This is a genomic window from Rahnella sp. GSA61A (assembly GCF_019969905.1).
Taxonomy (GTDB): domain Bacteria; phylum Pseudomonadota; class Gammaproteobacteria; order Enterobacterales; family Enterobacteriaceae; genus Rahnella; species Rahnella aceris.
The window spans coordinates 310,832-323,819 of record NZ_JAHXYO010000001.1 but is presented as its reverse complement, the minus strand read 5'-3'; the positions used below and the strand labels follow the sequence as shown (position 1 = coordinate 323,819).

The window sequence follows — 12,988 nt, the reverse complement described above, 5'->3', positions numbered from 1 at the left end:
AGTCGTTAAGATTTAGAAATCGTAACGCAGACGGATCAGATTCATATCACCGAGATTATCGGTAGAGGACGTGAACACGTGCTCGTAATCAACACGGAAGCCGTAATCGAGCTGGAAGGACACACCCAACCCGTTATCAATACGCTGGTAATTACGGCCGGTTACATAGGTCAGACGGTCACCCATGAAGTACGGCTGAATGGTTTTGACCGCCAGCTGATTGATTGGGAAAGCATACCCCAGGAAGTATTCCAGACCATAAGCATCGCCCGCGAAGAAGCGATCTTCAGTTTTCACACCAGTCGTCAGGAAGTCATGGTAGTAACCGCCACCGAAGGACGCTGTCCAGTTGCCGGGTTTCCAGCTCAGCGCAGTACCAACAATGCTCTGGTTGTAATCTTTAGAGGTGTTGTCGCCCGGGTTTCTCATTTCTGCGTCGGTGTAGTTGTACGCCGTACCCCAGGTCAGATCTTTGGTGATGTGGTAATCCACACCGACAGAACCGCCGCCGTTACGTTTGTAACGCAGCCCGTTTTTGCCGGTGAGCAACTCATTGTCTTCGAACAGGTAAGAGGCATACACATCTGCATCGCCGAAGGTGTTTTTGTATTTCAGCATCTTACGGGAACGGTAAGAACCATCGTAATCGCCGTTCACACCATTACCCGGTGCCTGGGCGAGCATGTCGTAATCCCAGATATCGGTTTTCGCACCGACCACATCGTAATAAACGCTGTTTTGCTGACCGAAGGTCAACTGGCCGTAAGTTTTGCTTTTCAGACCGGTGTAGAGCATGCGACGGCTGGTGTTATGCGCGCCATCTGCGTGGTGATTATCCCAGCCAGTCAGGGCAGGAATATTCACACCCAGCTCGTAGTAGTTAATCCAGCTGATGTCATCAAACAGATAATAATCAGCAGAAAAACGGAAACGTGTACCGCCATCAAAACCATTGGTCTTGTAGTTTTTCACCCCGTTCTGGAACTGGAACTGCGGACGAATACTGCCGCCAACCTGGAAGTTCAGGCGGCTCAGCGGATCGTTCGGCTGTGGGTCTTGTTTAATCAGAGTGATTTCTGCGTGTGCAGCAAAAGAAGCTAAACCAAATAAAAGACCTGCAGTCGCCACTTGTGTGACTTTGTTCAGTTTGAATTTCATGTTAAGTCCCTGTGCCAATATACTGATCTGAAAAATCAGCAACAAAATTGGCAGTGTGTATTTTTTATATTCCCCTTACTGATGACTGTCTGGTAAGGGTGAAGACGCGCCTTATGAAGCCAGGCTACTTATTTTGACTGTCGTTTAAATCAAATTTCGGCAGTTAAAATTAGGTTGCTATTTATTATCATAATCATTGATTTTATCAATATTATTTCGCCATATATAATAAAAATTTAATGTTTCAGATCTAAGAAATGTTTTGTTTGCTGCTTATCTGTCTCACGCAAGGATGTGAATACGCGTTTTCAGAAATCACCGTCATATTCTTCTTTCTCCTTTAATACATATTGTCAGACGGTGCCCTGGGGGAGAGTGATAAAATCAGTGTCGCGAAAGATGCAGGGAGAAGGGCGGACGAAAGCTGAAACTTATGCACTACATTGCATGGTTATGCGAGCCGCATTAAGGCGGGCTTTTTGGTGTTTTTTTGTCCGTTAGTTCCAGTTTTGCCAGTCGTTTAACACAAAATCACAGATTGCGTAACCTGAAACCAGATGGCTTTTACTGATATTAACGGGGCTGTATCATAATTTTCTAATTATGAGGCAATTTTGCTGGCTCCCAGATCGCGGGGTCGATAACCTGATTCTGTTTCACGGCAGAACCACAAAAAGAAGAGAGTAATTATGAGTAACGCTGATATTCGCATGGCTGTTGTTGGCGCGGGTGGCCGTATGGGCCGGCAGCTGATTCAGGCCATCTCTGACGCCGAAGGCGTGGTGTTGGGCGCAGCGCTGGAACGTACCGGTTCTTCCTTAGTGGGCACCGATGCGGGTGAACTGGCTGGCGTGGGTACTGCTGGCATTAAAGTGCATGACAATCTGGATGCCGTGAAGAATGACTTCGATATTTTGATCGACTTCACCCGTCCGGAAGGCACCCTGGCTCATCTGGAATTTTGCCAGAAACACCATAAAGGTATGATTATCGGCACTACGGGCTTTGACGATGCCGGTAAGGCTGCAATTAAGCAGGCTTCTGAGGTCATTCCGGTGGTTTTTGCGGCCAACTTCAGCGTGGGCGTGAATGTTGTCCTCAAGCTGCTGGAAAAAGCGGCCAAAGTCATGGGCGATTACACGGATATTGAAATCGTAGAAGCGCACCACCGTCATAAAGTTGATGCACCATCAGGTACAGCACTGGCAATGGGTGAAGCGATTGCTGATGCGTTAGGGCGTGATCTGAAAGATTGTGCGGTGTATGCCCGTGAAGGTCATACCGGTGAACGTGATCCAAAAAGTATTGGTTTTGCCACCATTCGTGCCGGCGATATCGTCGGTGAACATACCGCGATGTTTGCCGATATCGGGGAGCGTGTTGAGATTACCCATAAGGCTTCCAGCCGTATGACCTTCGCAAATGGCGCAGTTCGTGCAGGAAAATGGCTTTTCTCGCATAAAAGTGGTTTTTATGACATGCGGGATGTCCTTGGTTTAGAAGATTTGTAGTCAACGTTTTAGATGTGATGTGGTTGTTTTGGTCATAATCTTTTGATAAAAGGGCAGTTCCTTGATTGCCCTTCTCTTTTTTGTTTAAAATGGCTATTTGGGTTTGTTTTAATTTTGAATCCTGTGTTTTACTGACTTTATCCCGATTTCTCTTGCTGTATTGTTTGTTTTTTGTACTCCCTTGTTTCCCTGAGCTGTAACAAAACTCCTTTCTTCGTCATTTTTCAGACATCCTCTTCCGCAAACGGTTACTATACTGACTTAGGCTGTGTTTTTATGGCAGTGAGAGTCTGTTTTCACTGAGTTGTGCGAAAAACAGAGAAATATTGGCGCTTTTGGTAGACAAACCGAACTGCCATCATTAGAATGCGCGCAATTTGCCAAAAATTGGCTTCGGGAGCGATTTTTGCATTGATTTAGATCGGGTTATCTGAATTAATATGCAGATATTGTGATTTATTATTCTTGGAGGATGCTTTGATAAAGTCAGCGCTATTGGTTCTGGAAGACGGAACCCAATTCCACGGTCGGGCCATCGGGGCAGAAGGGTCGGCAGTGGGGGAAGTGGTCTTCAATACGTCGATGACCGGTTATCAAGAAATCCTCACTGATCCTTCCTATTCCCGCCAGATTGTCACTCTCACTTATCCCCATATCGGTAATGTCGGCACCAATGCCGCTGATGAAGAATCCTCCGCAGTACATGCTCAAGGCCTGGTCATCCGCGATTTACCCCTGATAGCCAGCAACTACCGCAGTGAAGAAAATCTTTCTGATTACCTCAAGCGCAACAATATCGTTGCCATCGCCGATATTGATACCCGCAAACTGACCCGTCTGTTACGCGAAAAAGGCGCACAGAACGGCTGTATTATCGCGGGCGATTCACCGGATGCTGAACTGGCGCTGCAAAAAGCCAAAGCATTCCCGGGCCTGAAAGGCATGGATCTGGCGAAAGAAGTGACCACGACGGAATCTTACCGCTGGCAACAAGGTAGCTGGACTCTGGAAGGCGAACTGCCTGAAGCAAAAAAAGCCGAAGACTTGCCATTCCACGTGGTGGCTTATGACTACGGCGCGAAACGCAATATCCTGCGCATGCTGGTGGATCGCGGATGCCGCCTGACGGTCGTTCCTGCACAGACTCCGGCAGAAGACGTCCTGAAAATGAATCCGGACGGCATCTTCCTGTCCAATGGCCCGGGCGATCCGGAGCCTTGTGATTACGCCATCGCCGCCATCAAAACCTTCCTGGAAACCGACATACCGGTCTTCGGCATCTGCCTCGGCCATCAGTTACTGGCACTCGCCAGCGGCGCGAAGACCGTGAAAATGAAACTCGGCCACCACGGCGGTAACCATCCGGTAAAAGATCTCGATAAAAATATCGTGATGATCACCGCACAGAACCACGGCTTTGCGGTTGATGAATCCGGCCTGCCAGCCAATCTGCGCGTGACGCACAAATCATTGTTTGACCATACGGTGCAGGGTATCCACCGTACCGATAAAGCGGCGTTCAGCTTCCAGGGCCACCCTGAAGCGAGCCCAGGCCCGCACGATGCGGCACCGCTGTTTGACCACTTTATCGAACTGATTGAAGCTTTTCGCACAAACAACGCCAGATAACAGGAGCGAATAAAAAATGCCAAAACGTACAGACATAAAAAGCATCCTGATTCTGGGCGCCGGCCCGATTGTTATCGGCCAGGCTTGTGAATTTGACTACTCCGGCGCACAGGCGTGTAAAGCGCTGCGTGAAGAGGGTTACCGCGTCATTCTGGTGAACTCCAACCCGGCAACGATCATGACTGACCCTGAAATGGCGGATGCGACTTACATCGAGCCGATCCACTGGGAAGTTGTGCGCAAAATTATCGAAAAAGAACGTCCCGATGCCGTGCTGCCAACGATGGGCGGCCAGACCGCACTGAACTGTGCACTGGAACTGGAACGTCAGGGCGTGCTGGAAGAATTCGGTGTGACCATGATTGGCGCGACCGCAGACGCCATTGATAAAGCTGAAGATCGTCGCCGTTTCGACGTGGCGATGAAAAAAATCGGCCTCGACACCGCACGTTCCGGTATTGCACACACGATGGAAGAAGCGCTGGCGGTTGCCGCTGACGTTGGCTTTCCGTGCATCATCCGTCCGTCATTCACTATGGGCGGCACCGGTGGCGGTATTGCGTACAACCGTGAAGAGTTCGAAGAGATTTGCGAACGCGGGCTGGATCTTTCCCCGACCAAAGAGCTGCTGATTGATGAGTCGCTGATTGGCTGGAAAGAGTACGAGATGGAAGTGGTGCGTGATAAAAACGACAACTGCATCATCGTCTGCTCCATTGAAAACTTCGATGCGATGGGCATCCACACCGGTGACTCCATCACCGTGGCGCCAGCGCAGACCCTGACCGACAAAGAATACCAAATCATGCGTAACGCCTCGATGGCGGTGCTGCGTGAAATCGGCGTAGAAACCGGTGGCTCCAACGTTCAGTTCTCGGTGAACCCGAAAAATGGTCGTCTGATTGTTATCGAAATGAACCCGCGTGTCTCCCGTTCCTCAGCCCTGGCCTCCAAAGCGACCGGTTTCCCGATTGCTAAAGTGGCGGCGAAACTGGCGGTGGGTTACACCCTCGATGAGTTGATGAACGATATCACCGGCGGCAAAACGCCAGCGTCGTTTGAACCGTCTATCGACTACGTTGTGACTAAAATTCCTCGCTTCAACTTCGAGAAATTTGCCGGTGCCAACGACCGTCTGACCACGCAGATGAAATCTGTCGGCGAAGTGATGGCGATTGGTCGTACACAGCAGGAATCTCTGCAAAAAGCCTTGCGCGGCCTGGAAGTCGGCGCGAGCGGTTTCGACCCGAAAGTGAGTCTGGATGATCCGGAAGCGCTGACCAAAATTCGTCGTGAACTGAAAGAAGCCGGTGCCGAGCGTATCTGGTATATCGCTGATGCCTTCCGTGCCGGGATGTCTGTTGACGGCATCTTCAACCTGACCAACGTGGACCGCTGGTTCCTGGTGCAGATTGAAGAGCTGGTGAAACTGGAAAATGAAGTGGCCGAGGGCGGCTTCAACATTCTGACCCACGACTACCTGCGCATGCTCAAGCGTAAAGGCTTTGCGGATCTGCGTCTGGCTAAACTGGTCGGCGTGTCAGAAAGCGAAGTGCGCAAACTGCGTCACAAATACAACCTGCACCCGGTCTACAAACGTGTTGATACCTGTGCGGCGGAATTCTCTACCGATACCGCCTACATGTACTCCACGTATGAAGAAGAGTGTGAATCTAACCCGACCAATGATAAGCCAAAAATCATGGTGCTGGGCGGTGGTCCAAACCGTATCGGTCAGGGTATCGAGTTCGATTATTGCTGCGTACACGCCTCGCTGGCGCTGCGTGAGGACGGTTACGAAACCATCATGGTTAACTGTAACCCGGAAACTGTGTCTACCGATTATGATACCTCTGACCGCCTGTACTTCGAATCCGTCACTCTGGAAGACGTGCTGGAAATCGTGCGTATCGAACAGCCGAAAGGCGTGATTGTTCAGTACGGCGGCCAGACTCCGCTGAAACTGGCGCGTGAACTGGAAGCCGCTGGCGTGCCAATTATTGGCACCAGCCCGGATGCAATCGACCGCGCCGAAGACCGTGAACGTTTCCAGCAGGCGGTTAACCGTCTGGGCCTGAAACAACCGGCAAACGCCACAGTCGCGACTATCGAACAGGCTGTTGAGAAAGCTGCGGGTATCGGTTATCCGCTGGTGGTACGTCCGTCTTATGTTCTGGGTGGCCGCGCGATGGAAATCGTATACGACGAAATCGACCTGCGCCGTTACTTCCAGAACGCCGTCAGCGTGTCGAACGACGCACCGGTTCTGCTGGACCGCTTCCTTGACGACGCCGTAGAAGTTGACGTTGATGCTATCTGCGACGGTGAGCGCGTGCTGATTGGCGGTATCATGGAGCACATCGAACAGGCGGGCGTTCACTCCGGTGACTCTGCATGTTCGCTGCCGTGCTACACGCTGAGCAAAGAGATTCAGGATGTGATGCGTCAGCAGGTCGAGAAACTGGCCTTCGAGCTGAGCGTTCGCGGCCTGATGAACGTCCAGTTCGCCGTGAAGAACAACGAAGTCTACCTGATTGAAGTCAACCCGCGTGCTGCACGTACCGTTCCGTTCGTGTCCAAAGCGACCGGTGTGGCGCTGGCAAAAGTCGCCGCGCGCGTGATGGCAGGTCAGACTCTGGCAGAGCAGGGCATTACCGAAGAAGTCATCCCGCCTTACTACTCCGTGAAAGAAGTGGTGTTGCCGTTCAACAAATTCCCTGGCGTTGACCCGATTCTTGGGCCGGAAATGCGTTCTACCGGTGAAGTGATGGGCGTTGGCCGTACCTTCGCAGAAGCCTTTGCCAAAGCGCAGTTGGGCAGCAACTCCGGCATGAAGAAAGCCGGACGCGCACTGTTGTCGGTTCGTGAAGGCGACAAAGGCCGTGTGGTGGATCTGGCTGCGAAACTGCTGAAACGCGGTTTCGAGCTGGATGCGACTCACGGTACTGCGGTAGTGCTGGGCGAAGCCGGGATTAACCCGCGTCTGGTCAACAAGGTGCATGAAGGCCGTCCGCATATTCAGGACCGTATCAAGAACGGCGAATATGTGTATATCGTGAACACCACGGCGGGTCGTCAGGCGATTGAAGACTCCAAGCTTATCCGTCGCAGTGCGCTGCAATACAAAGTGCATTACGACACTACGCTGAACGGTGGTTTCGCGACGGCAATGGCATTATCTTCTGACCCGACTGAACAGGTAATTTCAGTGCAGGAAATGCACGCCAAAATCAGCAAATAAGTCTCCGCTGTTTCCATCCGGTCGTTAAGACGCCCGTTCCCGAAAGGGGCGGGCGTCTTTTTATATGTGTTTGGCTAGAATGTTAAATATAATCATTAAATATGTTTATCATTAAAATTATATTTTTTATGTATGAAAGTCTTCATATGAAAGTGAATTTATCATAAGTTATTATTTTAGATCGATATTTTGTGTTAATGTGATGGGTGTCATGATGTTTTAATGTTTAATTATTGTTATGTTTTTGTTCCTGATTTTATACTCGGAGCTTGGGTTAGTTCACATCGAGAATTAACCCTTCTTGCAGCGCTTTCAGTCAAAATGAGGAATTTCACATGTACAAAACACCTGTCACCCTTCTGGCTTTACTCATCGGCGCGGTTCTTGCGCCGGTCTCACAGGCGGCACTTCCCGGAAAGCCGACACTCGGTGCGGATGAAACCACCTTTGCCATCATTGATATCAATCAGTCCGCCTCGGCCTACAATCAACTGGTCACTGTAAAGAATGCGGCGGATGTCACCGTCACCTGGAATTTGTGGACCGGCGATGCAGGGCAGACGGCCAAAGTGTTACTGAACGGTGCGCAGGTCTGGAGCGGCCCTTCCGGCGCAACGGGCAGCGCCACGTTTGCTGTCAATAAAGGCGGGCGCTATCAGTTGCAGGTTGCGTTATGTAACAGCGAAGGCTGTACCACCAGTGACGCCAAACAAATTGTAGTGGCGGATACCGATGGCAGCCATTTGCTACCATTGACCAGCACGCTGAAGGAAAACAACCAGCCTTATAACAATAAATCCGGCAAGGTCGTAGGCGCTTATTTTGTCGAGTGGGGCGTGTACGGTCGCGGGTTCCCGGTGGATAAAATCCCTGCGCAGAACCTGACTCATATCCTGTACGGCTTTACGCCGATTTGCGGCGGGGATGGGATTAACGACAGCTTAAAAAGCATTGAGGGCAGTTTTCAGGCCTTGCAACGCGCCTGTGCAGGGCGTCAGGATTTTAAAGTCGCGATCCATGATCCCTGGGCTGCAGTGCAAATGCCTCAGCAAGGTGTCAGTGAATATTCTGCGCCTTACAAAGGCAATTTCGGCCAGCTGATGGCGCTGAAGAAAGCCTACCCGAATCTGAAAATTGTCCCTTCCATCGGTGGCTGGACGCTATCCGACCCGTTCTATTTCATGAAAGACAAAGCGAAGCGGGATGTTTTTGTGGCCTCGGTGAAGGAGTTTCTGCAAACCTGGAAATTCTTCGACGGTGTGGATATCGACTGGGAATTTCCGGGCGGTGGCGGTGAAAATCCTGCACTGGGCAGCACGGCGGATGGAGATACCTATGTGCAGCTGATGAAAGAGCTGCGGACTATGCTCAATGAATTATCCGCCCAAACCGGAAAAACCTATGAACTGAGTTCGGCGATCAGTGCAGGCCGGGACAAAATTGATAACGTGGATTACAGCGCCGCGCAGCAGTATATGGATCATATTTTCCTGATGAGCTATGACTTCTATGGCGCTTTCTCACTGACGACGCTGGGACACCAAACTGCGTTGTACGGCTCCGCCTCGAAACCCGATACCGATTACACCACCGATCATGGCGTGCAGGCGTTGCTTTCACAGGGCGTGACGCCGGGCAAAATTGTAGTGGGTGCGGCCATGTATGGGCGCGGCTGGACGGGGGTGAAGAATTTCCAGAATAACGATCCTTTCACCGGGACCGCGACCGGCCCGACCGCCGGTACCTGGGAAAATGGCATTCTTGATTACCGTCAGGTGGCGAAACTTAAAGCCAACAGTGACTGGCAGTACAAGTATGATGCCGCAGCTGAAGCACCGTATTTGTGGAAGCCTTCCACCGGCGATTTGATCACTTACGACGACAACCGTTCAGTGGTCGCGAAAGGTAAATATGTTTTGGCTAATCAGCTGGGTGGCCTGTTTGCATGGGAAATTGATGCGGATAATGGCGATATTTTAAATGCCATGCATGAAGGCTTAGGGAATGGCACCGGCGGCGGCACGACGAACCTTGCGCCGCTGGCCAGTGCCGGGACAAATCAGAACGTGACCGGTCCGTTGACAGTGACGCTCGATGGTTCTGCTTCCCGTGATCCGGAAAATGCAGCCCTGACGTATTTGTGGACCAAAGTCTCCGGGCCTGCGGTGACGCTGACCAATGCAGACAAAGCCAAAGCGCAGTTTAACGTCCTTACTACCGCGCAAGATCAGGTGTGGGTATTCCAGCTGAAAGTGACCGATCCACAAGGGCTGAGCGCCACGGCGCAGGTTCAGGTGACAAACTCGGCGGTTCAGGCGAACCAGCCGCCGGTAGTGACGTTGCCAGCGACCATGGCTGTAACGGCAGGTAATACCTTCGCGCTGGTGGCACAGGCGACGGATGCCAATAACGATCCGCTCACGTATCAGTGGACGTTGCCCGCCGGTCTGAGCGCCAGCTCGCTGACCACCAGCTCCATCAACGTTACCGCTCCGGCGGTCACCAGCAGCACAGTGTATCCGGTCAGTGTGATGGTCAGCGATGGAAAATCATCCACGTCTGCCAGCTTACAACTGACGGTTAACCCGGCGAGCACGGGCGGGTGTGGTGTGACAACGGATCCTGCGGCGGCGCAAGTGCCTGCCTGGGACAGCAGCAAAATCTACAATACCGGCGATGCCGTCAGCTACAACCAGCTGATATGGAAGGCGAAATACTGGACACAAAACAACCCGCCATCGCGCAGCAGCGATCAGTGGCAACTCGTCAGCAATATCACATTGCCTTACGACAATGCGGCCACCTATGTTCAGGGGGAAATGGCCACTTACGGCGGCCATAACTGGAAAGCGAAGGTCTGGACTCGGGGTGTCACGCCGGTTGCAGGTGACAACTGGCTGGATCTCGGGGCAGTCAGTTGTCCGTGAATCCTTTCATGTAAATCGACAGGGCCTGAGGGCCCTGTTTTTCATCGTATTTACGGCAGTTAATAAATGTTAAAAATACTTTATGATGAATGCATATTTTGTCGATATGAGTTCACAGATGATTTTAATAATTTACGCCCATCCCTATCCGCGCCATTCAAGAGCCAATCAGGGGCTGCTGTCGGCAGTCAGTGATTTGCCCAACGTCGAAGTGCGTTCGCTCTACGACCTCTATCCCGATTTCAATATCGACATTGCCGCTGAACAGAAAGCCGTTGAACGTGCAGATCTGGTGGTCTTCCAGCATCCGCTCCAATGGTACAGCTTGCCGCCACTGATGAAACTGTGGATCGACAAAGTGCTCGAGCACGGCTGGGCGTACGGCCATGAAGGCAATGCCTTAAATGGCAAACATTGCTTGTGGGCGGTAACGACCGGCGGTAACGAGCACCATTTCGAGCTGGGTGATCACCCCGATTTTGACGTGCTGGCGCAGCCGTTACAGGCGACAGCCATTTATTGCGGCATGCACTGGCTGCCGTATTTCGCCGTGCACAACACCTTCATTTGCGATGAAGTGGCGCTGAAAGCGGCGGGAGAAGAATATCGTCGCCGTTTAACCGCCTGCCTGAGTCTGAAAGAAGGCTGCCCGCCGGAGGTGAGCCTTGGATAACCATAACCTGATGATTGAAGGCCTGATTTATCTCGGCTCGGCGGCGCTGTTTGTGCCGATTGCGGTACGTCTGGGTCTGGGTTCTGTGCTCGGTTACCTGATTGCGGGCTGCATTATCGGCCCGTGGGGGCTGAAACTGGTCTCTGATGCCGAATCAATTCTGACCTTTGCGGAGATCGGCGTGGTGCTGATGCTGTTTGTCATCGGACTTGAGCTGGATCCCAAACGGTTGTGGACGATGCGTGCCTCGGTTTTCGGCGGCGGCAGCATTCAGATGGTGGGCTGCGGCGCAGTGCTCAGCGCATTCTGTTATTTCCTCGGACTGGACTGGAAAATCGCCCTGTTGATCGGCCTGACGCTGGCGCTTTCTTCAACGGCCATTGCCATGCAGGCGATGAGTGAGCGCAGCCTGACGGCTTCACCCATTGGCCGCAGCGCTTTTGCGGTGTTGCTGTTCCAGGATATCGCCGCCATCCCGCTGGTGGCGATGATCCCCTTACTGGCGAGCACCGGCGAAGCCACAACGCTGATGAGTTTTGGTTTGTCAGCGGCAAAAGTGGTCGGTGCGTTGGTGCTGGTGGTGTTGCTCGGGCGCTATGTTACGCGGCCCTTGCTGCACTTCGTGGCACGCTCCGGCATGCGTGAAGTGTTCAGTGCCGTTGCGCTGTTTCTGGTATTCGGCTTCGGTATTCTGCTGGAAATGGCCGGTATGTCGATGGCGATGGGCGCGTTTCTGGCGGGTGTCTTGCTGGCAAGTTCTGAATACCGTCACGCGCTGGAAAGTGATATTCAGCCGTTCAAGGGGCTGCTTCTCGGGCTGTTCTTTATCGGCGTCGGCATGTCTATCGACTTCGGCACGCTGGTCCATCAGCCGCTGCTTATTGCCACATTGCTGGTCGGTTTTATGGCGCTGAAAGCCGCCTTGTTGTGGCTGGTTGCGCCGTGGCTGGGTGTGCCGAAAAAGCAGCGCGGCCTGTTTGCCATCTTAATCGGGCAGGGCAGTGAGTTCGCGTTTGTGATTTTCAGCACCGCTCAAATGGCAGGTGTGTTGCCGGTAGAATGGTCGAAAGCCCTGACGCTGGCCGTGGCGCTTTCCATGGCGGTGACGCCATTGCTGCTGGTACTGTCCGCGCGCCTTGAGCGCAATGCGCCGAAGGATGACCGTCCGCATGACACCATTGATGATGAGAACGCGCAGGTAATTATTGCCGGTTTCGGGCGCTTTGGTCAGATTGCCGGTCGTTTACTGCTGGCAAATAACGTCCACACGGTGGTCCTGGATCACGATCCGGATCACATCGAAACGCTGCGTAAATTTGGCACCAAAGTGTTTTACGGCGACGCCACACGCGTTGATTTGCTGGAGTCCGCCGGTGCCGCGCAGGCGAAGGTTCTGATTAATGCCATCGACGATGTGGAAGCCAACCTTCAGCTGACGGCGCTGGCGAAAGAGCATTTCCCGAATCTGAAAGTGATTGCCCGCGCCCGTGATGTCGATCACTGGTATCAGTTGCGTCAGTTGGGTGTCGAAGCGCCGGAACGTGAACTGTTTGAAGGCTCCTTGCGCGTCGGCCGCGATGTGCTGGAGGCGCTGGGGCTGGATGCGTATGAAGCCCGCGAGAAGGCAGATCTGTTCCGCCGCTATAACCTGAAAATGCTGGAGGCTACTATCGAGAATTACGAAGATACTGAGTTCCGTATCGCCAGCATGCAGCGTGCGAAAGATATGCTGACAGCCGCTATCGAGCAGGATCAGGAGCGTCTGGCTTCTGGTCAGCAACAGGGCTGGCGTGGCAGTATTGACGGAAAAGCGCCTGAGAAAGAGGTGATTGAAGCGAAGGGCTAAGCC

General features: G+C 52.4%; 7 protein-coding genes. 6 read left to right on the top strand and 1 reads right to left on the bottom strand.

Annotated elements, in window-relative coordinates; all coding sequences use genetic code 11:
- Window positions 1-12: 12 nt before the first annotated feature.
- Entirely contained in the window at window positions 13-1,158 is a 1,146-nt protein-coding gene (locus LC431_RS01400) for a porin (protein WP_112151004.1), read from the bottom strand.
- A gap of 689 nt (window positions 1,159-1,847) precedes the next feature.
- On the opposite strand from LC431_RS01400, the gene dapB reads away from it, so the two are divergent.
- From dapB to kefC, 6 genes are all read left to right on the top strand, one after another.
- Entirely contained in the window at window positions 1,848-2,669 is an 822-nt protein-coding gene (dapB, locus tag LC431_RS01395) for a 4-hydroxy-tetrahydrodipicolinate reductase (RefSeq protein ID WP_112151003.1), read from the top strand.
- Between the two features lie 477 nt (window positions 2,670-3,146).
- A complete protein-coding gene (gene carA / locus LC431_RS01390; protein ID WP_013577055.1) occupies window positions 3,147-4,298 on the top strand; it encodes a glutamine-hydrolyzing carbamoyl-phosphate synthase small subunit in 1,152 nt (383 codons plus the stop codon).
- Between the two features lie 16 nt (window positions 4,299-4,314).
- Window positions 4,315-7,539 carry a carbamoyl-phosphate synthase large subunit gene (carB, locus tag LC431_RS01385; RefSeq protein WP_013577054.1) on the top strand — a complete coding sequence of 1,075 codons (3,225 nt, stop codon included), beginning with the start codon at window positions 4,315-4,317 and terminating at the stop codon, window positions 7,537-7,539.
- 335 nt (window positions 7,540-7,874) lie between these two features.
- Entirely contained in the window at window positions 7,875-10,466 is a 2,592-nt protein-coding gene (locus tag LC431_RS01380) for a glycosyl hydrolase family 18 protein (protein ID WP_013577053.1), read from the top strand.
- 118 nt (window positions 10,467-10,584) lie between these two features.
- Window positions 10,585-11,139 (top strand): glutathione-regulated potassium-efflux system oxidoreductase KefF, encoded by a 555-nt coding sequence (gene kefF, locus LC431_RS01375; RefSeq protein WP_013577052.1) that lies wholly within the window; start codon window positions 10,585-10,587, stop codon window positions 11,137-11,139.
- Window positions 11,132-12,985 (top strand): glutathione-regulated potassium-efflux system protein KefC, encoded by a 1,854-nt coding sequence (kefC, locus tag LC431_RS01370; protein ID WP_112151002.1) that lies wholly within the window; start codon window positions 11,132-11,134, stop codon window positions 12,983-12,985. Before kefF ends, kefC begins: the two co-directional genes overlap by 8 nt.
- Window positions 12,986-12,988: the final 3 nt, after the last annotated feature.